Origin of the sequence: Niabella digestorum, assembly GCF_036409055.1 — a bacterium.
GTDB lineage: Bacteria > Bacteroidota > Bacteroidia > Chitinophagales > Chitinophagaceae > Niabella > Niabella composti.
In genome coordinates this window covers 120,167-144,915 of record NZ_JAZGLY010000007.1, presented here as the reverse complement: position 1 = coordinate 144,915, position 24,749 = coordinate 120,167, and the positions used below count along the sequence as shown (strand labels likewise).

Below are 24,749 nucleotides of genomic sequence, written 5' to 3'. Positions count from 1 at the left end.
TTACTAATCTATAATTGGCAGGGGGTGCAAATATAAAGTGATGCTGTCAATTTGTTATGGTTTATCGCTAGAATTTCAAAAGGTTTCGTTTTGTTACATTTTTGATAAAACAAAAAGAAACCCCTACAAAATTTAAAGGTATTAAATTTCAATAAATTTTAAATTGTTTTCTTTGAGTTTTCGCAATACGGGTACATAAATATCCTTAATAATGGGGATATGCAAGCCTTTGAGCGAGAGCTCGTTATTTAATATCAGTTCGGCCGCGATACCTAGCGGTAATCCTACCGTTTTGGCCATTGCAGTTTGTTGGTGATCGTCGCCTTTTACCATAAGACTACTGTTGATTTTGTGAAGCGTTCCATTTTGTTCATATACAATTTCATGTAACATAATTACCATATCCTTATCACTTTCCCTCAGTTTAAGTCTGCTTTCCAAGAAGTGTTGAAGTATATCAGCCGCACTGTATATATGTTCGGGAATAAGGGTTTCACCGGTCAATCCCAAGTATTCAAATTGTTGTCGAATAAGTGGGCGGTCGGGATGCAGGACTATTTCTTTCAGATATTCTTCAAAACTTTGCACTCGATAACGATGCTGCAATACATGCCGGAGCCAAGTATTAACAGGCGCATTTCTGAACTTTTCCATTGAGTGTTCATTATCGGTAAGCCCGGCATCTACTAAATGCTGCCAACCTTTGCAGAAATCGGGGTGTCTAAGCGTGGTTCTTATAAAGGTGGCTGTTTCTTGCAGATTATATAGCTGCATGTAAGGCAGCGAATCCCTGTTAGCATAATACGCCCACTCCCCAATGGCCGGCGTAGCTACTCGTTTACAGCTATTAAAAACATCGGTATAGGATAAACGAACGGTTTGATGTCCATCTCGGTAAACGGCACCGGCTTTTCCTGCGTTTACTACATTAGCCGGATTCCAACTGATTTTATAATGCCAGGGATTATCATCGCTTTCCGGTGCTACCAGACCACCACAATGTGATTTAAAGCTTTTAATATTTCCGCCTTGAGATTTTATTTCGTCGATAAGACGCATGGCGCTCATGTGATCAATACCTGGATCCAGTCCCATTTCGCACAGGAAAAGTATGCCGCTTTGTTGGATATCTTTTTCGTGCAGGCGAATCTTTTCATCGACATAGGATGCGGTAAGTAAATGCTTTTTATGAGCGATGCAATCTTTGGCAACGAGATAATGTAAGTGAGGAGGTAATAAGGAAATAACGACGTCCGCATTTTGAATAGCACCCATTCGTGCATCGTTTTGTGTTACATCCAATTTTAAAACGGCCGAACGGGGATGGCTTTGTGTTTTGGCAAGGGCCAATTGCACATCGGCTTCGGCTACTGTGAGTGTCCAATTGTATTGCTGGGCTTTCTGCAGGAGGTAACGAATCAGCACTGTAGCCGATTTCCCTGCTCCGAAAAGTAAAATATTTTTAGAGGCGGATGACAATGGCGTATTGATGTTTTTTGAAATAAAAAAGCTACCATTAAGGTAGCTTTTAATTGTATCACTAGCAAATTTTGTTATCTGCTTCTTCTGATGGCCTTGGGTTGTGGTTTGCTGTTTGTATTAGCACCAACCTTTTTACTTTCGGCATCAGCCATTACCACAGCTTTGTAAGCATTCACAATGCCTCCAGTAACAGATACATCGGAGAGTAAAACACTATCTCCAGTAGCAGAAAGCAAAGCTTTTTGGGTAGGAACGGTTACGCTTTTTTCAATGATTTCCTTAACCTTTACGGCACTAAGATTCGGATAATAGCTCATAATAAGTGCAGCAATACCGGATACTACGGGTGCAGCCATACTGGTACCTTGTAAGTTTCCGTATTTATTACCACCGGGTAGCGTAGCATAAATTCTTACACCTGGTGCAAATACATCCACTTCTTTTTTACCATAATTGGAGAAGCTGGCTATAAGATTACCTACCTTACCATCACCACTGGCTCCTACAGTAATCCAATTGCTGATTTTTTTACCATCCAAATATTTTGAAGTAGGGTAGTTGTGCGCTGTATCTACATTTGCCGCGTCATTACCTGCTGCGTGAACCAGCAATACATTTTTACTCTCGGCGTATTTTACCGCATCATCAATCCAGTGTTTTTCGGGCGAAAAGCCTTTACCAAAGCTCATATTAATAACACGAGCGCCGTTATCTACTGCATAGCGGATAGCCAGTGCAATATCTTTATCATGCTCATCACCGTCGGGAACCGCTCTTACACTCATAATTCTCACATTATCTGCTACACCGTCCATTCCCACACCATTATTTCTTGCAGCACCAATAATACCTGAAACGTGTGTGCCGTGCAATGCAGACTCATTGTTTACATAAACATTACCATTGCCATAATATCTATCATTATAATCATCGTAGTTATCTTTCACCACTTCTGCGCGATAGGGTTTGGGAGCTTCTTCAGCAACGGCAATCTTATCCAGATCTTTCTGAAGTTCCTCCATCAGCATAGCGTTGGTAAGCTCATTATTATCGTTGCCTTTGCAGGTAGCCAATAAAATTTGTTTTACCCTGCCGGCATTGGCAGTGCTGGGAGTATAGGATTCGAGATCCTTACAATTATATACCTCTTTCTTTAGCTCAGCCTTGATAGTAGAATCGCCGGCTTTAAAAGCTTCTCCTATTTGCTTCATAAAGGCGGCTTCCGAAGGATCGGATTTGGTTTTCAAGGTTTCTTTTTCTGCTCTTAACCACATTTCGTATGTAGCTTTTTCTGAAGCGGGAATTTCTTCAGCTTTTTTGCCTTCATATTTGCTTTTGTATTTCCAATATACACGTGCACCTTCGTAAGAATCTTTAGTCACGTTGTGATTGGGATCTTTACCTCCCAAAAAGTTCCATCCGAAAATGTCGTCTACATAACCATTTTGGTCATCATCAATACCGTTTCCGGGAATCTCTTTTTCGTTTATCCACAGTACGGGTTTTAGGTCTTCATGGGTGGTATCAATACCAGAATCTATTACTCCAACAATTACAGGAGTGCTTTTTAGTCCTTTTGATTTTAAAAACTCATAAGCTTTGTCTAGGCTGATACCATAGAAGCCGTCTGTTTCAAGATCTTTTAAATGCCATCCCTCGGGTACAGTATTCTGTGCTTCGGTGTGAAAGAAGGTGGTGGCTGTAAGAAGCCCTACACCTAAGGTCTTAACTAGTTTATTCATTCACGTAACTTTTTAAACTATTATAAAACAACAAAAATAGGCTTAACAATTGAAAGATTTTCATAAAATGATAGACGGTAAAAATGGACAGGCGGATGGCAGCAGTCTTATTTTTATCATAGGAAATGTTTAACTGATATCGAATTTTATGCCTTGTGCTAAAGGCAGCTGGTTGGTGTAATTGATAGTATTGGTTTGTCTGCGCATATAGTTTTTCCAAGCGTCACTACCACTTTCGCGACCACCGCCTGTTTCTTTTTCTCCCCCAAAAGCACCTCCGATTTCTGCGCCGCTAGTTCCGATATTCACATTAGCAATACCGCAATCGCTTCCGGCATGTGATAAAAATAGCTCCGCTTCGCGAAGGTCGGTAGTCATGATGGCTGATGATAAGCCCTGAGGTACGCTGTTTTGTATGGTAATGGCTTCTTCCAGTGTTTTGTACGGGATTAAATAAAGAATCGGTGCAAAGGTTTCTTTGTGTACAATGGGGTAGTGGTGAGCTACTTTGGCGATACAGGGTTTTACATAACAACCACTGCTGTATGCTTCTCCGTCGAGCACCCCGGTATCAGTTAGAAATACACCACCTTGATTTTTGCATTCTTCAATGGCGTGTAGATATTGTTGTACAGCATCTTTATCAATCAGTGGTCCCACATGATTTTCGGGATTTAACGGATTCCCAATTTTTAATTGCTGATAGGCGTGGAGCAACTTGTTCGTAAATACATCAAATATTTCTTCATGAATGATGAGTCGTCTGGTGGTAGTGCATCTTTGTCCTGCGGTACCCACGGCTCCAAATACGGCGGCGGGTACTGCGATTTGTAAGTCCGCATTTTTAGTAACAATAATAGCATTATTACCTCCCAATTCCAGCAAAGAACGTCCCAATCTTTGAGCTACGTTGACTGCTACAGCTTTGCCCATACGAGTAGAGCCGGTTGCCGAAACCAAGGGTATTCTTTCATCTTTCGAAATCCATTCACCTACTTCACGACCGCCGGAAACAAGACAACTCACACCTTCGGGAACGCCATTGGCTTCGAAAATCGATGTTATGATATGCTGACAAGCTATGGCACATAAAGGTGTTTTTTCAGAAGGTTTCCATACGCATACATCGCCACAAATCCAGGCCAGCATACTATTCCAGCTCCATACGGCAACAGGAAAGTTGAATGCGGTAATAATTCCTACAACACCCAAGGGGTGATATTGCTCATACATGCGGTGTCCAGGACGTTCGCTGTGCATGGTTAGGCCATGTAACTGTCGGCTTAGTCCTACTGCAAAATCACAGATGTCAATCATTTCTTGTACTTCGCCCATGCCTTCTTGCAGACTTTTTCCCATCTCATAAGAAACAAGTTTGCCCAGTTCTTCTTTGTACGCTCTTAAAGCTTGACCAATTTGTCTTACTACCTCGCCGCGTTTGGGTGCCGGCCATAAGCGCCATTGCTCAAAAGCTTCTTGGGCTTTGGTTACAACTTGGTCATAATCTTCTTTGTTTGCAGTACTTACGGCCGCGATAAGTGCGCCATCTACAGGAGAATAAGAATTGATAACAACACCATGTCCGGCTAACCATTTACTTCCGGTACTGATGCCTTCGTTGTGAGTGCTGATCTGTAGTTTTTGCAGGAATTCCATACCTGTAATTTAACATTTATATCGGTTATAACCAATAAAGAAAAAAGTGCGGGTTCGACCGCACTTTATATCAATATTTATCACAACACAATTATTCTTTCATCATTTCGATAAGCACTGCTGCTATTTCTTCTGCATTGGGCTTGCTGAAATAGTCGCCGTCGCTACCATATGCAGGTCTATGTTCTTTGCTGGTAATGGTACGTGGCGCTACATCGAGATAGCGATAACCGCCTTGTTCTTCCATTACTTTATTAAACATATAAGCCGCTGCACCACCGGGTACGTCTTCATCTACAAAAACGATACGATTGGTTTTCTTCAATGATTCCAGAATGATATGATTTCTATCGAATGGAAGTAAGGTTTGCACGTCTATCAGTTCACAGCTGATGTTTAAGGGGGCCACCATTTGAATAGCCTCTTCAATAATACGTAGTACCGATCCATAACTCACGATAGTAATATCGTCACCTTCTTGCAATATTTCCGGAATACCTAATGGTACTGTAATTTCATTAAGATTATCGGGTAATTTTTCTTTTAATCTATATCCGTTCAGGCTTTCGATTACCATTCCCGGGTCATTGCTTTTAAGTAGCGTATTGTACATGCCGGCGGCCTGTACCATATTTCGAGGAACACAGATATACATACCTCTTAGGGCGTTAATAATCATTCCCATGGGTGAACCACTGTGCCAAATTCCTTCCAAACGATGTCCGCGTGTACGTACGATAATAGGACAGCTTTGTTTACCACCGCTTCTATAGTATAAAGAAGCTACATCATCTGTCAGTGGTTGTAGTCCGTAAATGACATAGTCGAGGTACTGTATTTCTGCAATAGGGCGAATGCCTCTTAAAGCTAATCCAATACCTTCTCCCATTATAGTGAGTTCTCTAATACCGGTATCGGCAATTCTTTTATTACCGTATTTTTTTTGTAAGCCGGCAAAACCCTGATTCACGTCGCCAATCTTTCCTAAATCTTCCCCAAAAGCTACTACTTTGGGGTTGCTGGCAAATAGTCCATCGAAATATTTATTAATAATTTGATATCCGTTTAGTAGTGGAGCGTCTTCACGTATAATAGGAGGAACTGCTTCTACTTTCAGTGCACTTTTGGGGCCTTCGTTGTAGAGGAAGGTATTGTATAGCTGTTTATTTTCTTCTTGTAATTTTTTATAGTAGGCTTTTGCTTCTTCGGTTGCATTTTCTCCACACAGTAGTAGTGCCTTAAATACGCTTTTCATACTGTCTTTCCGCAAAGGCTCGCGCAATGAACCTAGCTTGTGAGATATGTTGCGCAGTTCTTCTGCATGTTGCGGGTTATTTGGAATAAGAGACTCAATTACTGCTTGGGTTTGTTGCACCTGTTGTTTGATGGGTGAAATATATTCCTGCCATGCACGGTCTCTGGCTTCTTTTACATGCCGTTTGGCATCGTTTTCTATTGTAGCAAGAGTGGCTTCATCTGCTAGAGCGTTTTCAAGAATCCAATCGCGCATCTTTTTTATGCAGTCCCATTCTTTTTCCCATGCTAATCTTTCTGGGCTTTTGTAGCGCTCATGACTGCCAGATGTACTGTGGCCTTGAGGCTGCGTGAGTTCTTCTACATGAAAGATCACCGGCGTATGTGTTTCGCGGGCAAGATTGATGCCTTCTCCAAATACTTCCACCATGCCCATGTAGTCCCAGCCTTTTAGTGTAGCGATGTAGAAGCCGTTGGTGCCTTCTTCTTTTTCAAAGCCTTTAAGTGCTTTTGAAACAGAACCCTTGGTGGTTTGATATTCGCGAGGAACTGATATACCATAACCGTCGTCCCATACGAAAATGACCAAGGGAATTTGTAACACTCCAGCTGCGTTTACCGCCTCCCAAAAATGACCTTCACTAGTGGAAGCATCGCCTATGGTGCAGAAGCAAACTTCATTACCATTATTGGAAAGGTGCTTGAATTGTTTTAACTCTTCTACTTGCCTGAATAATTTAGATGCAAGTGCCAACCCTACAGAGCGTGGCATCTGGGCCGCAGTAGGGGCCATGTCTGTAGAAGTGTTTTTAATGTTTACCAGATCGAGCCACTCGCCGTCTTCACGTGTATTAGCGCTGGTGTAGTGGCTGTTCATTTGCCTTCCTCGGCTGAAAGGTTCTCTTTCGGGGTCGGCATCGGCATATAATTGAGCAAAGTATTGTTGAGGATTAGAAACGCCCATGGCAAACATCATGGTCTGGTCCCTGTAATAACCACTTCTCCAGTCGCCGGGCTTAAAAAATTTTGCGAGGGCTACCTGTGCCACTTCCTTACCATCTCCAAAAATCCCAAATTTCGCCTTGCCTGTCAACACCTCCTTGCGAGAGAGTATACTGGTTTCCCTGCTTAGACAGGCTATGTAATAATCGTGCAGTACTTCGTCTTTAAATTTTTCAAAAGACAGTTTTTCTTCGTGCACAGAGGTTCCAGAATTCAACATGTCCATGTAACAAATATAGGTGAGATGAGTTATATATGGATATAACGTGCTAATTGATATTTTAGTATGAATACTATATCAATTTGTATGATATATATGTTTTCTGTTTATTTTTTGTGAGAAAATCATTTTTAACGGATAAAATATTGAATTATTGCTGCTTGATGCAACCTTTGTTTGTTAAAATGCATCTGGCTGTTGAACCTTTTTGATACTTTTGTGTAATTAAGTTTAATCTTTCGCTTAAAAAATCTTTTCTATGAAGAAAATCTGTTTACTGGCTTTGTTGATGTCTTTCGCTGTTTGGGTAAGTGCACAATCGTCCGAAAAAAATACTTCGGCTGAGTCTGCTATTAAAATGGTGAAAGAAAAATATGATATTGGTAAAATTCCTCAGGGGCAGCCCTATACCTTCTATATGGAGTTTGTGAATCAAACCAAAAAACCGCTTGTGGTAAAAAGTGTAATGGCAGGTTGTGGATGTACGGTTCCTGAAAAACCCAACGAGCCTATTCTTCCTGGAAAAGTTGGAAAAATTAAAGTGTCTTACAATGCTGCAACCGTGGGTCCGGTTAATCGGGATGTAGAGATATATCTTGCCGGATATACCGAGCCTAAAGTGGTATACTTTACCGGAGAAGTAGTTGCGGCAAGTAAAAAGTAATTAGTTAGAAAAATTAATCATAATCATAAATTTGCGCCCCTTCGTATTCATGAAGGGGTTTTTTCGTTTTTTATCGATTTGAAAGCTTTGTAATCTACCTATCTTTGATATATGCTTACGATTTCTCAGCGCGGGATAGCAATGCCTGCATCTCCAATTAGAAAATTAGTCCCTTTTGCAGAAGCTGCGAAGAAAAAAGGATTAACTGTATATCATTTGAATATTGGACAGCCGGACATTGAAACGCCTCCTGCGATTATGGATGCAGTACGCAATGTACAAATGCCGGTATTGGAGTATAGTCATAGTGCTGGAAATGAGAGCTATCGTCGTAAACTGACGACTTACTACAAAAAGCTGGGAATTGAGGTGGATTACGATGAAATTATGATTACCACCGGAGGAAGTGAGGCGATCCGCTTTGCATTCCTTACTTGTTTGGATGAGGGCGATGAAGTGTTGATTCCTGAGCCACTTTATGCAAATTATCTCGGTTTTGCATGTGAGGCAGGTGTACGAGTAGTGGCGGTGCCATCAAGTATTGAGGATGGATTTGCATTGCCGCCCACAGATGTTTTTGCAAGGTATATTACGGATAAAACTAAGGCGATACTTATCTGCAATCCTAATAATCCCACAGGCTATTTATATAGCCGGGAAGAAATAGAAGCTATTGGTAAGATTTGTAAAGAGCGTCATCTTTATTTGCTGGGCGATGAGGCTTATAGAGAGTTTTGTTACGGGGATACTGACCATACCAGTGTGCTACACATTGCGGGTTTGGAGGAGCATGCCATATTATTGGATACTATTAGTAAGCGTTATAGTGCTTGCGGAGCGCGCATTGGTGCGTTGGTTACTAAGAATAAAAAGGTGTTGGAGTCTGCCCTGAAATTTGCGCAAGCCCGCCTAAGCCCCCCGGGGTTAGCCCAAATACTGGGAGAAGCAGCCATAGATCTGCCTGCTGATTATTTTGATACCATAAAAGAAGAATATCTGCAACGCCGAAACCTCCTGGTAAGTCGCTTGAATAGTATGGAAGGGGTGTTTTGTCCTAACCCAGGTGGTGCTTTTTATGCGATGGCACGTTTACCCATTGATGATTGCGATAAATTCTGTCAATGGTTATTGGAAGCGTTTTCTTATCATAATCAAACCTTAATGCTGGCGCCGGGTACCGGTTTTTATGCAACACCCGGCTTAGGGAAGAATGAAGTAAGGCTTGCTTATGTTATCAATCAGACAGCCATCAGTAATGCGATGGATTGTCTGGAAACCGCACTAAAAGTATATCCAGGCCGCACTATATAGCGTATTTTGACAGAAGCGTATTTACGGTAGTTGCATCCAACTCTTTAAATGGAATAATAGGGAGGGGAGACGTGTCGGTCTGTTCGATGAGTGTTTTTTCCCACCAGCCTACATCATGCCATGCACCATGCTTATGGCCTACTTTTTCAAAAGTAGCAAAATGCCGGAAGCCCTGTTTTTCATGGAATCCTACACTTGCTGCATTAGGTAGTGTAATAAGGGCATACGCCTTATGAACTTGTTGCAACTTCAGTATTTCGAATAGGACCTCGTAGAGTGTAGAGCCGATTCCTTTCTTTTTATAATTTTTATTAATATAAATGGAGGTTTCCACTATCCATTGATATGCTGCCCTTTCTCTATAAGTCCAAGCATAAGCGTATCCGGCTATAGTATCTCCATCTTTTGCTACAAGCCAAGGAAATTGCTGCGAATATTTTTGTACTCTAAGTGCAAATTGTTCTATATCAGGAACTTCTAGTTCAAATGTCGTGGCGCTACTTAAAATATAAGGCTTATAAATTTCCAAAACCTCAGGTGTGTCTTCCAATTTTATTATTGCTATATACATATTATAAATAAAATTATGTAAGAAAAAATCGTAAAAATGTTTGTATTTTATTTGAATAATATTTTATTTTTGAAATTAGAATAAAATTAATATCAAATTTTTTCTGTTTTTATCTAATTTCTTTAAATTAAATTTTTTTATTATGCACATGACCAAAAAACTGGCTATCGTTCCCTTTCTGCTGCTTATGCTTGTTGCAATACTCAGTCTTTTTATGGGGCACAATCCTGTAAACAGTGATACTGCTCCCGATGTGGATACCGGCGATACTGCCTGGTTATTAGCATCTGCTGCGCTGGTATTGCTTATGACCCCGGGCCTAGCATTCTTCTATGGTGGTATGGTAAAAAAGAAGAATGTGATTTCGACAATGTTACAAAGTTTTATTTGTATGGCAATTGTCTCTATCATCTGGCTTTTCTTCGGGTTTAGCCTTGCTTTCGGGGATGACATAGGCGGTATTATTGGAAATCCGGCTACCTTCTTTTTAATGAATGGGGTACTGGATGGACAGCCTTGGTCTGCTGCGCCTACCGTTCCACTGGCGGTATTTGCCTTTTTCCAGTTAAAATTTGCTATTATTACTCCGGCCCTCGTTACCGGTGCCTTCTCTGAGCGTGTTCGCTTTACTTCTTATATACTATTTATAGTAATGTTCTTCATTTTCATTTATGCCCCGTTGGCACATATGACTTGGCATCCTGACGGACTGCTGGCTAATCTGGGTGTACTGGATTTTGCGGGTGGTACCGTGGTACACATGAGTGCCGGTGTGGCCGCTTTAGCGAGTGCCATTTATTTGAAGAAAAGAACCGATCAGGAAATGAAACCGGCTCGTATTACTTATGTATTATTAGGAACTGGTTTGCTGTGGTTCGGTTGGTTTGGATTTAATGGTGGTTCTGCCATGGGAGCTAACAATCTAGCAGCTATCGCCCTAGCAACAACAGCTATAGCTTCAGGTGCTGCTGCATTTACTTGGATTATTTTTGATGCTTTAAGAGGCAAAAAACCATCGGCTATGGGTACCAGCATCGGTGCAGTTGTAGGATTGGTGGCGATTACTCCTGCTGCAGGTTTTGTAAGTATTCCACATGCATTGGTGATTGGTGTAGTTGCTGCTTTGGTGAGCAACCTCATGGTAGAGTGGAGAACCAGAACCGGAATTGACGATACATTGGATGTATTCCCTTGTCATGGTGTGGGTGGTATGGTAGGTATGATTCTTACAGGTGTATTTGCCAGCCCCGGCATCAACTCTGCTGTTACTGATAAAGGTCTTTTCTTCGGCGAAACTAAATTGTTTGTTACACACACACTAACAGCCATTGTTGTATTAGTTGTGGTATTTGTAATGAGTATGATTATTCTCAAAATCACAGATCTCATTACGCCATTACGTGTAAGCGAGGAAGAAGAAGCCGAAGGTTTGGATATGTCACAATTAGGCGAAAGTCTGTAATCAATTAGAGGTTTAATCACATAGTAAGTGCAATCCTGATATTAGGATTGCACTTTTTCTTTAGTACTAGCTAGCGGTTTTATACGCTAGATGCTTCTTATTGGCGTTTATTTAGTATTTTTTCAGTAAATATCTTTAAATAGCTGCTCTAATAAAACTGTATCAATGAAAAAACACATTCTGCTAACGACATTTGTTACGGTTGTCTTTCAGGCTATAGCTCAAATTACCTATCCTGTGAACGGGGTAGCCGATCCCCGAACCGGCGCCTATGCTTTTATCAATGCTTCTATTGTAAAAGACGCCAACACCGTAATTGCAAACGGTACTTTAATTATTAAGGATGGAAAAATTACCGCAGTAGGTAAAGCATCCGTGCCTGAAGGATATGTTGTAATAGACTGCAAGGGTAAGTTTATCTACCCTTCATTTATCGATATTTTCAGTGATTACGGTATTCCCATTCCGCAAAGAACAGGAGGGCAAACTTCTTTTTTCGGGCCACAACAGCTTACCACGAATACTAAGGGGCCTTTTGCATGGAATCAGGCTATTAAAAGTGAAGTCAACGGGTATCAACTTTTTGCCACGGATGCCACTAAGGCCGCTACGTTAAGAGCACAGGGGTTTGGTACCGTTGTAACACATCAAAAAGACGGTATTGCACGTGGCACCGGAACGGCTGTATTACTCAGTGATGATAAAGAAAATTTGAATATTATTAAAGATAAGGCTGCGGCTTATTATTCCTTTAGCAAAGGAACATCTACACAAACCTATCCCACTTCGATAATGGGCGCAGTGGCACTGTTGCGTCAGACTTTTATCGATGTAGATTGGTATATACAAAACAGGCCTCTTAAAGAGGGTATCAATAAATCGCTGGAGGCGTGGTATGAAAATCGATCGCTGCCACAAATTTTTGAGACCAATGATAAATGGAGTGGCATTAGAGCCGATCGTATTGGTGATGAGTTTGGGGTGCAGTTTATTATTAAAGGAGGGGGAGATGAGTATCAACGCATCAAAGAAATTGCGGCTACCAAGGCGCCTTACATTCTTCCGTTGAATTATCCCGAAGCTATGAATGTTGAAGATCCTATGGATGCCCGGTATGTTTCCTTAACTGATTTAGCACATTGGGAGTTGGCGCCAGGTAATGCAGCGGCATTTGAAAAGGAAAAAATTCCTTTTGCTTTTACATTAGCTGATTTGAAGGACCCTTCTGCATTCTGGCCAGCCTTGCGCAAGGCTATCGATTACGGACTTTCGCCTAAAGCGGCTTTTGAAGCATTAACGATAACGCCTGCTCGATTACTAAATCTCGAGCATGAAGTAGGTACGTTGGATGTAGGCAAATGGGCTAACTTTCTCATTACAACGGGCGATTTGTTTACTGACAAAGCAGTTATTTTGGAGAACTGGGTGAAGGGACAGCGTTATCCTGTTGATGCCAAATCTGGATTGGAACAACCTGGGCAATATAAGTTAGCGATATCGGGGCCATCTGGTATTACTGAATACACGCTTCAAGTAAAAAGTAGTAATGAGGCTAGTGTAGTGGGTCTGGATACGCTAAGCGTAAAATTTAGAATCGATGGTAAACAGGTATCCCTACAGCTTGCTCCCAAAACAGCGCTACGGCCAGTAAAGAGTGACTCAAAAGATTCATCTAGTGCTTCTCAAACCAGTAGGCTTTTGTACATATTAAGTGGAGTGGATTACGGCGATAGCTGGCAGGGGGTGGGAATGGATAATAATGGCACCACAGTTAACTGGACAGCGAGTTTAATAAAACAGGAGGATGCAAAAAGAAATAACATGCCTACTGCAAAGGCATTGCCCCAATCCAAAATTCTATATCCGTTTTCTCCATATGGAAATGAGCAATTGCCCGTACAGCAGGATATCCTAATAAAAAATGCTACAGTATGGACGAATGAAAAGGATGGACGACTGGAGCATACCGATGTGTTACTAAAAGGAGGAAAGATTGCTCAGATTGGTAAAGAATTAAATGCCCCAGGTGCTAGAATTATTGATGGCACTGGGAAACACTTAACACCGGGTATTATTGATGAGCACTCTCATATCGCCTGCTTCTCTATTAATGAAGGTGCACAATCGGTAACTTCTGAAGTGCGTATAGGAGATAATTTAAATCCCGATGATATCAATATTTATCGCCAATTAAGTGGTGGAGTAACAACCTCGCATATTCTACACGGCTCGGCTAATACAATAGGTGGTCAGACACAGTTAATAAAACTGAGATGGGGTAAAGATGATGCAGGACTGAAATTTGAAGGGGCGGATCCCTTTATCAAGTTTGCTTTGGGGGAAAATGTAAAAAGAACTGCACAGACGCAGGGCAATATTCGCTTCCCTGACACCCGAATGGGCGTGCAGGCGGTTATTGCCGATGCCTTTCAACGGGCAAAAGATTATGAGCAGAAGCTCAAAGCGGGGGATAAAACCGTTCGCAGGGATTTGGAGCTAGATGCTTTGGTGGAAATTCTGAATAATAAAAGATTCATTACCTGTCATAGCTATGTAGCCAGCGAAATTTTGGGGCTCATCACAATGGCCGAGAAATACGGGTTTAGGGTAAATACCTTCACACATGTATTGGAAGGATATAAAGTAGCCGATGTGCTTAAAAAGCATGGAGCTAATACCTCCACTTTTTCCGATTGGTGGGCCTATAAAATGGAAGTACAGGATGCTATTGCATATAATGCGGCTATTCTGTACAAAATGGGTTTGAATGTATGTATTAATAGTGATGATGCGGAGATGGGACGTCGTTTGAATCAGGAGGCAGCCAAAACGGTGAAGTATGGCGGTGTTCCTGAAGAGGAAGCGTTAAAGATGGTAACATTAAATCCTGCAAAGGCGCTACATATCGATCACAGAGTAGGTAGTATAAAAGTAGGTAAAGATGCTGATGTGGTGCTGTGGAGTGATCATCCGCTTAGTATTTATGCCAAAGCGCTTTACACGATCGTTGATGGAGTGGTATATTTTGACTGGGAACAAGATTTGAGGAAGCGAAAGCAGATTGCTAAAGAACGGAAACGTTTGCTACAAAGGATGTTAACAGAAGCACGCTCCGGAACGTCGGTATCTCCCGCACGTCCTACACCGCAACTGCTACTGCATTGCGAAGACTATGAGCAGGTAGATGGCCACTATATCTCTGCATATGATGAATTGCACGAAGAAAAAGCCGCTTTTTAACTAATAAATAAAAGAGCTATGCTTAAAAAGATATTCCTACACATATTGTTGCTGGTATGTTATCAATATTTTGGATGGGCTCAGGAGACGATTTATCCTGCTAAAAAACAAGAAGGGACTTTAGTTATTAAAAACGGAACAGTGCATGCCGGCACGGGTACCGTATTAAAGAATGCTCACATCGTTGTCAAAGATGGTAAAATTGTTACAGTGAGTCAGAGTGCAGTGGACGAAGTTGGCGCAACGGTTATTGATGCTACCGGTAAAAATGTTTATCCGGGGCTTATATTAACCAGCTCCGATTTAGGGCTTAAGGAGATATCTAGCGGCGTGAGAGGGTCAAATGATTATTATGAACTGGGACAATATAATTCTGCTATTCAATCCATCTACGCCTATAATGCCGATTCCCGTATGATTAATACACTGAGGGCAAATGGTGTACTGCTTGCAGGAGTAACACCATCAGGCAGCCTGCTTACCGGAGCGTCTAGTGTCGTGCAATTAGATGCATGGACATGGCAGGACGCATTATATGCATCAGCGACGGGTATGCATCTGCATATGCCCTCTTTATATCGAAGTATGCGAGGCGGACGTACTTCGGCATCAGGCTCGAATCCTGTAAAAGAAGGTATCAAGCTGGTGGAGCAGGTAGAGCAATTTCTTGCCGAAGCACAAGCTTATATCAAACAGCATCCAAAGCCTGATGTGAATCTTAAATTTGAAATGCTTCGGCCTTTATTTGAGAAAAAGCAAAAACTCTTTGTTCATGCCGATAGGGTAAGACAAATATTGATGGCCATAGATTTCGCAAAGAAGTTTGACATTGAAGTGGTGATTATAGGTGGAGCGGATAGTTATCTGGTTGCTGATCTTTTAAAGAAAAACAATATTTCAGTAGTGTTAAACACATTACATGAGTTGCCTACATTGCCAGATGACGATATCGATCAGCCATTTAAGACACCGGCAATATTGCAGCGAGCGGGAGTATTATTTGCTTTAAATGATAATTCCAGCTCAGCCCGCTATCGCAATCTTGCCTTTAACGCAGGCACCGCTGTAGCATATGGACTTACTAAAGAGCAAGCACTGCAAGCTATCACTCTAAACCCGGCTAAAATATTAGGAATCGATAAGCAAGCAGGTTCGATAGAAGTAGGTAAGGATGCAAATATTGTTATTTGCGAAGGGGATATTTTGGATATGAAGTCTAGTATTATTACTAATGCTTTTATTCAAGGTAGAAAAATAGACCTTTCAAATAAGCAAACGCAACTGTATGAGCGGTATAAATATCGGTATAATTTGCAGTAGAAAGAAAGCGTTCAATATAGAAGAAAAAAGAAGTTTGAAACATTTTCATGAATCCAATGCTGTACACTATAATTGGAATTATGGTACTGCTGTATGGCACAGCTTGTGTGTCGTATAGAAAGCGGCCGCAACAATTATATGATAAAGTGATACGGCAGGGACAAACTTTCGATGCCGGCATTGTTCCCGGTGTGCCATTGAGAGATAATCAGTGGGATTCGGTAATGAAAGAACGCGTGCTTTGGGCCTCCTTTTTATACAAGCAAGGCGTTATCAGAAATATTATATTTTCGGGAGGGGCAGTATACACACCCTATTACGAAGCAAAGGTGATGGGATTATATGCTCAACGATTGGGAATACCCAAAGAGCATATTTTTTACGAAACTCAGGCAGAACATAGTACAGAAAATATCTACTATTCGTATGAGCTGGCTCGGCAATTAGGTTTTAAAAGTATTGCTCTGGTGACGGACCCCTTTCAATCATCCTTGACCAAAAGATTCACACGCAAGCGATTTGCTACACCTATACAACATTTACCTTTTGTAATTGATACACTGAAGACACTCAATAGCAATCATGAGTATGCAATAGATTTTTCATCCGCAATGGCGCCACAATTTAAATCTCTTACAGAGCGAGAAAGCCGCTTCAGGCGGTTCAGAGGTACTTTGGGGGCTTTTATCCCATGGGAAAATAGGCAGGGGTTGAAAGCAGCGCCGCTGTAAATTTAAAATACATAGATAATGCCGGCTCGCCAGCCATTGCTTTTTTTGAAAGCGCCATTCATTCTGGTTTCGGGTGTTTCTCCGTTTGCGAGGAATAGTCTGTCTGTTCCGTGGTTTGTTTTCCAGTTGTTGTACACCCACTCGGCATTTATCTCGAAATGTCGAGTGAGCTTGTAACCCATATAAGCTTTTAAATCCCATCCTATTCCCTTGGCATCGTGTACAAAGCTCACCGGATGGCGAAATTCTTGTATCAGATTCCAGTTAGCTTCAGCATCATATTTTAAGATGTGTAAGGCAGCATGAACACCGGCATATATTTTTTTTGAACAGTACCACTCCACTCCGCCTATTAGAGAGGGACCTTTCCATTGTGCTGTATAAGTACTTCTTAAATCCGAATTTTGATCATCTAACAGATAAAAGAGTTCTTTTGTCGCAGTGTAACCCACCCCAGTTTCTATATTCCACGATGGATTTTTGAATGCTGTATAGTGGATATTACCTCCTGTTGTACGCATAGTGCCTTTGTGACTTTTGAGATATAATTGTACTACAGGTAAGGTGCGATTGTCGCCCTCATAGTCAAAATCAGTTACGCGGCCTTTATAAGTATAAAGTTGATTGTAGTGTAGTTGAATAGAAAGTTTACTAAGTAGCCGATAATTCGCATCTGCATAAAATCCGGCGGCCTGGATTGGATTGAAAATGAGTTCAGAGTAAATGTTGGGGTCTTTCCCATCCATATTGCCGGCGATAGACCATCTGAAATCTGTTTTTCGGTACTCGCCCCCTAATTTCATGGATAAATTATTCTGAATAGGTTGTAATGCATGCTGGCTGTTAACATCTACATTAAGTAATAACAGTGCGAATACCGCAAGCAATTTATAGAATACCCTCTGGAGGTTCTCCGGCACCATGATTTTGTTGTTGTTGATATACAATATTACATAATTATTGTTATGGGTATTTGGGCGGGCTTTGTTTACTGCTGCAAATGAGGGTTGGAGTAGTAAAATCTTCCATTATGTTAGTGAAACATCACATTTTCCAAGGGAGTGGTATGATATATTTTCGACATTATTATAATGCCTTGACATATGAATGTTCAGATATATTACGAGGACTTTGTTATTAATGATTCCAGAACCACTACAGGTAGAACAATCACAGAAGCCGATATCGTCTTTCACGCTGGTCATACCGGAGATTTTTATCCGCATCATATGGATGAAGAATGGTGTAAGACGCAGCCTTTTAAAAAGCGTATAGCCCATGGTACGTTGATATTTAGTGTAGGAGTAGGTTTAACGGCGGGCGTGATTAATGATGTAGCTATGACCTACGGATACGACAGATTACGCTTTATAAAGCCTGTTTTTATAAATGATACTATAAAGGCTACGGTAACTATTAAAGATAAGCGGGATCATAAGAAACCCGGCTATGGTATTGTTACCGAGCAAGTGGAAGTACACAATCAACATAAGGAACTGGTAATGGTATTTGAACATTTGTTATTGGTACAAAAAAAGAGCGCTGATGGCTGATATCGTATTAAAAGGAATTACATGGAACCACAGCAGAGGAATTACTCCGTTGCAGGCAGCAGCGCAACGATTCTCCGAGTTGCATCCTGAAGTAAGAATAGTATGGGAAAAACGCAGCTTGCAGCAGTTTGCCGATTATCCTATTGAAAAACTCACTCCGCATTATGATCTGCTTATCATTGATCATCCTTGGGTGGGGACTGCTTCAGAAACAAAATGCGTATTGCCTTTAGATGAGTATTTGTCAGTCGACTTTTTAAAAGATCTGGAGAATAACCCAGTAGGTACTTCTCATATCAGTTACCAGTATGCCGGCCATCAATGGGCGCTGGCAATCGATGCGGCTGCTCCTGCAGCCAGTTATAGAAAAGATTTACTGGACAAAGCCGGTATTGCGGTGCCTTCTACCTGGGAGGAGGTGCTTGCCTTGGCTCGACAGGGGAAAGTGGCGGCGCCTGCTATTCCTATTGATCTATTGATGAATTTTTATACTTTTTGTCTGGCACATGGAAAAACTCCATTTGAGAGTAAGGAGTATGTTATAGATTCGAATATCGGTGTGCAGGCATTGAGCACAATGAAGGAGCTGTACACATTGTTGGATGCAGCTATGTTTGAAAAAAATCCTATTGCAGTTGCTGAATTAATGGCGGGGACAGACGATTACTGGTATTGTCCTTTTGCTTATTGCTATTCCAATTATTCAAGGGCAGGCTATGCGGCTAATATACTGCATTATACGGATGTGGTTAGCTACAATGGGATGAGCCTGCAAACTACAATCGGAGGTACGGGCCTGGCAGTTTCCGCTTTTTCTCAATACCGATCGTATGCACTGCGCTTTGCTGAAATGATTTGTGGTGCTTCCTATCAGATGCATGGTTATACATACAATGAAGGCCAGCCGGCACACAAAAAAGCTTGGCTGAACGAATTGAATAATCAGTTAACAAATAATTTTTTTAAGAATGTACTACCGGTAATGGAGCGTAGTTATTTAAGGCCCCGATATCATGGGTACTTATACTTTCAAGATCATGCAGGAGATTATGTACGGGATTATCTGTCCGGAAAAAGTAATAATGCGGTTGCTGTAATTGAAAAATTAAACGAATTATACCATCAATCATTAAACACTAGATTTTTAAGTACGATAGAATAATGGTTTTACCACTTCAGGGAGTAGTAGTTCTGGAATTCAGCCAATACCTTTCAGGACCATCGGCAGGTTTACGTTTGGCCGATTTGGGGGCTCGTGTTATTAAGATTGAGCGGCCGGAGGGTGGTGATCCATCCCGCAAACTAGCTATTAAGAATCTTTGGATTGGTGATGACGCTTTGAACTTTCATACTATCAACAGGAATAAAGAGAGTTTTACAGCTAACCTAAAAGACAAAGATGATTTTGAGCTTGTCAAAAAGCTTATACAAAAGGCAGATGTTATTACTCATAACTTCAGACCCGGTGTAATGGAGCGCATGGGATTGAGCTATGAAGATGTAAAAAAGATTAATGAGAAGATTATATATGCCGAAATAACGGGTTATGGTAAGGAAGGCCCGTGGAGTATGAAACCGGGGCAAGATCTGCTCATTCAATCCATATCTGGTCTTACTTACACTACCGGTAATAGTGATGATGATCCTATGCCATTCGGACTTTCGGTAATAGACAGTATTTGTGGCATACACGCTGTACAGGGGATTCTGGCGGCACTCATCAGTCGTCAGAAGACTGGAAAGGGAGCTTATGTAGAGTTGAGCTTGCTAGAGTCAGCTATCGCGTTACAGTTTGAATTATTCACCACTTGGTTCTTGGATAATAATTCAGTGAAAAGAAGCAAGGTGAGCAATGGGAACCCTCTTTTGGGGGCTCCTTACGGCATTTACGAGACTAAAGACGGGTATATTGCTCTTGCTATGATGAATATACAGACATTGCGTAGAGCACTGGAATGTGCGGAGCTAGATCAGTTTGATCAAGGAGATGTATTTCAGAAGCGTGATGAAATAAAAGCAATTATTCGTGATGTGCTAAAGCATCATACCACTGATCATTGGCTGAGTTTATTGCATAAACATCACTTATGGGCTGCTGAAGTAAAAGATTGGAAACAATTGTCTCAGCATGAAGGGTACAAAGTCCTGGGTATGGAACAGGAGATTCGGCTGCAAGACCATTCGATTATTACAACCAGATGCCCCATTAGGATTGATGGAGAAAAGCTTTATGTGAACAAACCGGCACCGGCTTTGGGAAAGGATACTGAAAAAATTAAAAATGAATTAGCATAGGCATATATGAAGTTGTTACAGGACATAGTGGTTATTGATTTCAGCCAGTTCTTATCTGGTCCCTCGGCCTCTCTATGCCTTTCGGATTTCGGAGCAGAGGTGATTAAGATTGAAAAACCCGGCACAGGAGATATATGTAGAGAGTTATACGTATCGGATGTTGTTGTAGATGGGGAGTCTTCTATATTTCATGCCATCAATCGCAATAAAAAAAGTTATGCAGCGGATTTGAAAAACCCTAAGGATGCGGAAAAAATCCGAAAGCTGATCGCAGCCGCAGATGTAGTGATTCACAATTTTCGCCCCGGGGTTATGGAACGTTTGGGCTTCGGATATGAAGCTGTAAAAAAAATTAATCCTTCAGTGATATATGCGGCAGTGAGTGGTTTTGGGGAAACGGGCGAGTGGAAACATCTGCCGGGGCAGGATTTATTATTGCAGGCATTGTCAGGTATTATATGGCTTAATAACAGTAGCCATGCCGCACCGACTCCGATGGGTGTTTCGGTAATTGATATTTTTTCGGGAGCCCACCTAGTGCAGGGTATTTTGTCCTTACTGTACCGGCGGGGTATCACCGGTGAGGGTGGACTCGTGCAGGTGAGCATGCTGGAGAGTGCCCTCGATTTTCAATTTGAAGCACTTACCTGTTTTTATAACGATGGGAATGCGCTTCCTCAGCGAAGTGCTATAAATAGTGGTCATGCCTATGTAGCGGCACCTTATGGAATCTATAAAACAAAAGATGGTTATATTGCTTTAGCAATGGCTGATATTTTATTATTAGCCGAGCTTACGGGTTGTGAGAAGCTTAAAGCATATAAAGATAAAAGGGAGTGGTTCGCCAAGCGGGATGAAATTAAAGCCCTTTTGCGGGAACGTCTTTTGGAAAATACTACTTCCTATTGGCTAAGCATTTTTGAGCCTAAAGATATCTGGTGCTCAAGAGTACTAAATTATGAGGAACTAACACAGGAAGAAGGGTACAAAGCCTTAAATATGGAGATTGTTGTGCAAACTAGCAATGGTCTCTCGATAAAAACTATCCGATCTCCAATAAAAATTAATGGTAAAGTACTATCAGGAAGTAAGGGTGCTCCCGCATTAGGAGAGCATAATGCGCTCATTGAAGCTCAATATAAGCTTAATCAAAATATAAGCGAAGTACAAACAGTATCTGATGAATAATAATGTTATGTAATATTTTTACGCCAATAAACGGATAGCATTTATGATTATCGATACACACGTACATATATGGAACTTACAGCGTTCGAGTTATGCGTGGTTGGAGCATGCAGATCCTTTATTGCGTACAACGTATGATTTAAACATGCTCGCACCCAGTATAGAAACGACGGGTGTGAATGGCGGGGTACTTGTACAGGCAGATATTACATGGGAAGATACTGAACTCATGCTGGAAACAGCACGGAGCAGCGACTGGGTAAAAGGTGTTGTAGGTTGGTTACCTTTAACAGATGTAGAGCGTACGGCCGAATTACTAGAAACCGTTGTTAGCAGGGAACCTTATTTTAAAGGGGTACGTCATTTGATACATGATGAACAGGATGATCGATGGTTATTACAACCACAGGTCATAGAAAGTTTAAAATTGCTGGCTACTCATGGTATTCCATATGATGTAGTTGGTATAAAAGTTAATCATATTAGAACGGCTTTGCAAGTTGCAGAACAGGTTCCTGAACTAAGAATGGTGTTTGATCATTTGAATCAGCCATCCATTGCATCTAATGAGCGTTTTGGTGAGTGGGGAATCTGGATGAAAGAGGCGGCAAAGCATTCTAATTTTTATGTGAAAATTTCCGGAATGGGCACCACAGCCGGTAAGCATAATTTTTCTGCCGATAATGTAAAGCCATATATAGAGTTTGCACTAAATGAATTTGGAACGGAACGTTGTTTTTGTGGAGGCGACTGGCCGGTAAGTCTTCTGGCTTCTGATTATGAAACTGTATGGAATATTTATAAAAAAGCTATTAACGATTTGATAAGCGAAGAGGAAGTTCGCAGAGGTATTTATAGCGATAATGCTATTGCCTTTTATAATTTGAATCTATAATTCGTTCAGGCACTTGTTATTTCAACGCTTGCCGGGTCTCTGCCATAGACCAGAAATTTATAAATAAAACATAATGCAGCTATTTTGGGGTATATTCTTTCATGGTATAGGTGCGGCTTCTGCATCTATGTGTTACACGCCCGAGAAGAAAATACGGGGGTGGAGCTGGCAAACCTATTGGTTGGCGCAAGCTGCTGTCTGTTGGTTTTTATTGCCCATTATTGTTGCATGGATCACCGTTCCTTCATTAGGCCAAGTACTATCAGAGGCGCCGGCTTCGGCAATGCTGAACGCTTTCGTACTAGGAATGGCATATGGCATTGGGGGAACCGCATTTGGAATGGCAATTAGGTTTATTGGCTTCTCGTTGACTTATGCAATCTCTGTAGGTATTTCCTGTGTGCTTGGAACCTTGATACCGCCGTTAGTAGATGGATCACTGAGTACTATTTTAAAAGGGAATGGCGCTAGTTGGATTATCACAGGGGTTTTATTGGGCGCTTTAGGAATTGCTTTTTGTGGTGTGGCCGGATATAAAAAAGAAAAAGATTTAGGGCAAAGTCAAAATACATTTTCATTTAGAAAAGGATTACCACTTTGTATATTGGCAGGCATTCTGTCTGCATTTTACGGTTTCGCCATTAATGCAGGTAAGCCTATTTCGGATATTGCAGCCGCTTATGGAGCGGGTAATTTTCAGGTAAATGTGGTTTATATATTCTCTAATACCGGCGCTTTTATCACCACACTGTGTTACACTTTATTCTTGCACAAGAAAAATAAAACTTTAGCTGAGTATACTGATAATGCTAGTGGCGCACTTACCACCAATTACCTGATGGCCTTGATTACAGGTATTTTGTGGTACGGTCAATTCTTTTTTTATGGGCTGGGGCATGTGAGATTAGGTAGATATGAGTTTTCCAGCTGGGCCATACATATGATTATGTTGGTATTATTGAGCTCCCTAATAGGTTTGGTTTTCAAAGAATGGAAGCAAACTAAGGTTGCAACTATACGGAGTCTAGGTATAGCATTATTTATTTTGATTGTAGCCGTATTGGTTTTAACATACGGTAATTATTTAGGAGGGACTGACTCATGAACATAAAACACGAACCCAATATTCCTATATGCATTATTGGTGCAGGTGGTATTGTAGCGGATGCACATCTGCCCGCATATAAAATTGCCAACTATACGGTAAAGGGGATTGTCAATCGTAATACGGCCAAGGCTGTAGCACTTGCCGAGAAATTTGGTATAGAAAAGGTATATGATAGCCTTGAGGAGATGGTGACCGATAATGGAACGGAGGTTATCTACGACTTTGCACTACCTGCATCTGAAATCATTAATGTATTAGAGCGACTACCTGATGAAGCTACTGTGCTTATTCAGAAGCCATATGGAGAAAGCCTTGATGAGGCAAAAGCTATTCATAAACTTGCCTATCAAAAGCATTTGCAGGCTGGCGTCAACTTTCAGATGCGCTTTGCACCCTATATTCTTGAAGCAAAAAGAATGATTGCAGATGGACTGCTTGGCGATATCGTGGATATTGAAGTGTATGTAAATGTTCATACACCTTGGAATTTGTGGGAATTCCTGTTTGTGAAAGAGCGAATGGAAATTAATTATCATAGTATTCATTATGTCGATTTGATTCGTTCTTTTTTAGGCAATCCGAAAAAAGTATTAGCACGTACTTTCAAGCACCCGCAAGCATTGCAACTGGCTTCGGTAAAGTCCAATATTATTATGGATTATGGGGATTTAGTGAGGGCTGTTATTCATACCAATCATAATCATAACTATAGTCCTCAGAAACAGGAGTCATACGTAAAAATTGAAGGTACAAAAGGTGCTATTAAAATTGGTTTTGGTGCGCTAATCAACTATCCACACGGCATTCCAGATACATTCGAATATATCCATTTGGAAGATGGCGTAGCTGAATGGAAAACAAAGCCTCTCCATGGAACTTGGTTTCCGCATGCTTTTATAGGCACAATGCGTGAAATGCAAAGAGCTAAAGCCCGTATTATTCAGAAGCCCGAAAATAGCATCGATGATGCATTAATGACCATGGCCTGTGTGGAAGCCGCTTATATCAGTAATGAAAAGGACGGTATTGCTGTGTCAACACTTATTTAATTAATC

At 41.2% G+C, this 24,749-nt stretch carries 19 protein-coding genes; 13 read left to right on the top strand and 6 right to left on the bottom strand.

Translation table 11 applies throughout. The features are described 5' to 3' along the window. Positions 1-141: 141 nt before the first annotated feature. The 4 genes from V2H41_RS11855 to V2H41_RS11840 form a co-directional block, all read right to left on the bottom strand. Positions 142-1,479, bottom strand: a complete 1,338-nt coding sequence (locus V2H41_RS11855) for a saccharopine dehydrogenase C-terminal domain-containing protein (protein WP_330975373.1) — start codon at positions 1,477-1,479, stop codon at positions 142-144. Positions 1,480-1,553: 74 nt separating this feature from the next. Next, positions 1,554-3,224, bottom strand: coding sequence for a S8 family peptidase (locus V2H41_RS11850; RefSeq protein ID WP_330975372.1), 1,671 nt, complete (start codon positions 3,222-3,224; stop codon positions 1,554-1,556). Positions 3,225-3,353: 129 nt separating this feature from the next. Further along, positions 3,354-4,880 carry an L-piperidine-6-carboxylate dehydrogenase gene (gene amaB / locus V2H41_RS11845; RefSeq protein WP_330975371.1) on the bottom strand — a complete coding sequence of 509 codons (1,527 nt, stop codon included), beginning with the start codon at positions 4,878-4,880 and terminating at the stop codon, positions 3,354-3,356. 91 nt (positions 4,881-4,971) lie between these two features. Then, entirely contained in the window at positions 4,972-7,362 is a 2,391-nt protein-coding gene (locus V2H41_RS11840) for an alpha-ketoacid dehydrogenase subunit alpha/beta (RefSeq protein WP_330975370.1), read from the bottom strand. Positions 7,363-7,615: 253 nt separating this feature from the next. On the opposite strand from V2H41_RS11840, the gene V2H41_RS11835 reads away from it, so the two are divergent. After that, positions 7,616-8,020, top strand: coding sequence for a DUF1573 domain-containing protein (locus V2H41_RS11835; protein WP_330975369.1), 405 nt, complete (start codon positions 7,616-7,618; stop codon positions 8,018-8,020). Between the two features lie 111 nt (positions 8,021-8,131). Further along, positions 8,132-9,331 carry a pyridoxal phosphate-dependent aminotransferase gene (locus V2H41_RS11830; RefSeq protein WP_330975368.1) on the top strand — a complete coding sequence of 400 codons (1,200 nt, stop codon included), beginning with the start codon at positions 8,132-8,134 and terminating at the stop codon, positions 9,329-9,331. On the opposite strand, the gene V2H41_RS11825 is transcribed toward V2H41_RS11830, so the two are convergent. Continuing rightward, the gene (locus tag V2H41_RS11825) at positions 9,324-9,902 is read right to left on the bottom strand and encodes a GNAT family N-acetyltransferase (RefSeq protein ID WP_330975367.1); all 579 of its coding nucleotides are present in this window, start codon (positions 9,900-9,902) and stop codon (positions 9,324-9,326) included. The two genes, V2H41_RS11830 and V2H41_RS11825, sit on opposite strands and share 8 nt — an antisense overlap. A 142-nt stretch (positions 9,903-10,044) precedes the next feature. Here V2H41_RS11825 and V2H41_RS11820 point away from each other — a divergent pair, with 142 nt between their 5' ends. The 4 genes from V2H41_RS11820 to V2H41_RS11805 all read left to right on the top strand — a co-directional run bounded on the left by V2H41_RS11820 (position 10,045) and on the right by V2H41_RS11805 (position 16,655). Then, entirely contained in the window at positions 10,045-11,364 is a 1,320-nt protein-coding gene (locus V2H41_RS11820; protein ID WP_330975366.1) for an ammonium transporter, read from the top strand. A gap of 165 nt (positions 11,365-11,529) precedes the next feature. Then, on the top strand, positions 11,530-14,604 hold the full coding sequence (locus tag V2H41_RS11815) for an amidohydrolase family protein (protein ID WP_330975365.1): 3,075 nt from the start codon (positions 11,530-11,532) through the stop codon (positions 14,602-14,604). 18 nt (positions 14,605-14,622) lie between these two features. Then, positions 14,623-15,924: an amidohydrolase family protein gene (locus V2H41_RS11810; protein WP_330975364.1), complete on the top strand. Its 1,302-nt coding sequence runs from the start codon at positions 14,623-14,625 to the stop codon at positions 15,922-15,924. 80 nt (positions 15,925-16,004) lie between these two features. After that, the gene (locus V2H41_RS11805; RefSeq protein ID WP_330975363.1) at positions 16,005-16,655 is read left to right on the top strand and encodes a YdcF family protein; all 651 of its coding nucleotides are present in this window, start codon (positions 16,005-16,007) and stop codon (positions 16,653-16,655) included. Positions 16,656-16,657: 2 nt separating this feature from the next. On the opposite strand, the gene V2H41_RS11800 is transcribed toward V2H41_RS11805, so the two are convergent. Further along, entirely contained in the window at positions 16,658-17,602 is a 945-nt protein-coding gene (locus tag V2H41_RS11800; RefSeq protein ID WP_330975362.1) for a hypothetical protein, read from the bottom strand. 156 nt (positions 17,603-17,758) lie between these two features. Between V2H41_RS11800 and V2H41_RS11795 the strand changes: the two genes are divergently transcribed. From V2H41_RS11795 to V2H41_RS11765, 7 genes are all read left to right on the top strand, one after another. Continuing rightward, complete coding sequence (locus tag V2H41_RS11795) at positions 17,759-18,208, top strand: MaoC family dehydratase (RefSeq protein WP_330975361.1); 450 nt, start codon at positions 17,759-17,761, stop codon at positions 18,206-18,208. Beyond that, positions 18,201-19,370, top strand: a complete 1,170-nt coding sequence (locus tag V2H41_RS11790) for an ABC transporter substrate-binding protein (RefSeq protein WP_330975360.1) — start codon at positions 18,201-18,203, stop codon at positions 19,368-19,370. Before V2H41_RS11795 ends, V2H41_RS11790 begins: the two co-directional genes overlap by 8 nt. Next, positions 19,370-20,503 carry a CaiB/BaiF CoA transferase family protein gene (locus V2H41_RS11785; protein ID WP_330975359.1) on the top strand — a complete coding sequence of 378 codons (1,134 nt, stop codon included), beginning with the start codon at positions 19,370-19,372 and terminating at the stop codon, positions 20,501-20,503. Before V2H41_RS11790 ends, V2H41_RS11785 begins: the two co-directional genes overlap by 1 nt. Before the next feature lie 6 nt (positions 20,504-20,509). Then, positions 20,510-21,691, top strand: a complete 1,182-nt coding sequence (locus tag V2H41_RS11780) for a CaiB/BaiF CoA transferase family protein (RefSeq protein ID WP_330975358.1) — start codon at positions 20,510-20,512, stop codon at positions 21,689-21,691. A gap of 43 nt (positions 21,692-21,734) precedes the next feature. Next, complete coding sequence (locus V2H41_RS11775) at positions 21,735-22,586, top strand: amidohydrolase family protein (protein WP_330975357.1); 852 nt, start codon at positions 21,735-21,737, stop codon at positions 22,584-22,586. A gap of 73 nt (positions 22,587-22,659) precedes the next feature. After that, entirely contained in the window at positions 22,660-23,691 is a 1,032-nt protein-coding gene (locus V2H41_RS11770; protein WP_330975356.1) for an L-rhamnose/proton symporter RhaT, read from the top strand. After that, positions 23,688-24,743, top strand: coding sequence for a Gfo/Idh/MocA family protein (locus V2H41_RS11765; RefSeq protein WP_330975355.1), 1,056 nt, complete (start codon positions 23,688-23,690; stop codon positions 24,741-24,743). The genes V2H41_RS11770 and V2H41_RS11765 overlap by 4 nt, the downstream gene beginning before the upstream one ends. Positions 24,744-24,749 lie beyond the last annotated feature (6 nt).

What these genes read in the sequence shown, in the direction of transcription:
- V2H41_RS11810 (WP_330975364.1), top strand. Translation starts at nt 14,623, where the DNA reads ATGCTTAAAAAGATATTCCTACACATATTGTTGCTGGTATGTTATCAA.
- V2H41_RS11830 (WP_330975368.1), top strand. Translation starts at nt 8,132, where the DNA reads ATGCTTACGATTTCTCAGCGCGGGATAGCAATGCCTGCATCTCCAATT.
- amaB (WP_330975371.1), bottom strand. Translation starts at nt 4,880, where the DNA reads ATGGAATTCCTGCAAAAACTACAGATCAGCACTCACAACGAAGGCATC.
- V2H41_RS11820 (WP_330975366.1), top strand. Translation starts at nt 10,045, where the DNA reads ATGCACATGACCAAAAAACTGGCTATCGTTCCCTTTCTGCTGCTTATG.
- V2H41_RS11780 (WP_330975358.1), top strand. Translation starts at nt 20,510, where the DNA reads ATGAAGTTGTTACAGGACATAGTGGTTATTGATTTCAGCCAGTTCTTA.
- V2H41_RS11850 (WP_330975372.1), bottom strand. Translation starts at nt 3,224, where the DNA reads ATGAATAAACTAGTTAAGACCTTAGGTGTAGGGCTTCTTACAGCCACC.
- V2H41_RS11805 (WP_330975363.1), top strand. Translation starts at nt 16,005, where the DNA reads ATGGTACTGCTGTATGGCACAGCTTGTGTGTCGTATAGAAAGCGGCCG.
- V2H41_RS11795 (WP_330975361.1), top strand. Translation starts at nt 17,759, where the DNA reads ATGAATGTTCAGATATATTACGAGGACTTTGTTATTAATGATTCCAGA.
- V2H41_RS11770 (WP_330975356.1), top strand. Translation starts at nt 22,660, where the DNA reads ATGCAGCTATTTTGGGGTATATTCTTTCATGGTATAGGTGCGGCTTCT.
- V2H41_RS11835 (WP_330975369.1), top strand. Translation starts at nt 7,616, where the DNA reads ATGAAGAAAATCTGTTTACTGGCTTTGTTGATGTCTTTCGCTGTTTGG.
- V2H41_RS11790 (WP_330975360.1), top strand. Translation starts at nt 18,201, where the DNA reads ATGGCTGATATCGTATTAAAAGGAATTACATGGAACCACAGCAGAGGA.
- V2H41_RS11825 (WP_330975367.1), bottom strand. Translation starts at nt 9,902, where the DNA reads ATGTATATAGCAATAATAAAATTGGAAGACACACCTGAGGTTTTGGAA.
- V2H41_RS11785 (WP_330975359.1), top strand. Translation starts at nt 19,370, where the DNA reads ATGGTTTTACCACTTCAGGGAGTAGTAGTTCTGGAATTCAGCCAATAC.
- V2H41_RS11840 (WP_330975370.1), bottom strand. Translation starts at nt 7,362, where the DNA reads ATGGACATGTTGAATTCTGGAACCTCTGTGCACGAAGAAAAACTGTCT.
- V2H41_RS11775 (WP_330975357.1), top strand. Translation starts at nt 21,735, where the DNA reads ATGATTATCGATACACACGTACATATATGGAACTTACAGCGTTCGAGT.
- V2H41_RS11765 (WP_330975355.1), top strand. Translation starts at nt 23,688, where the DNA reads ATGAACATAAAACACGAACCCAATATTCCTATATGCATTATTGGTGCA.
- V2H41_RS11815 (WP_330975365.1), top strand. Translation starts at nt 11,530, where the DNA reads ATGAAAAAACACATTCTGCTAACGACATTTGTTACGGTTGTCTTTCAG.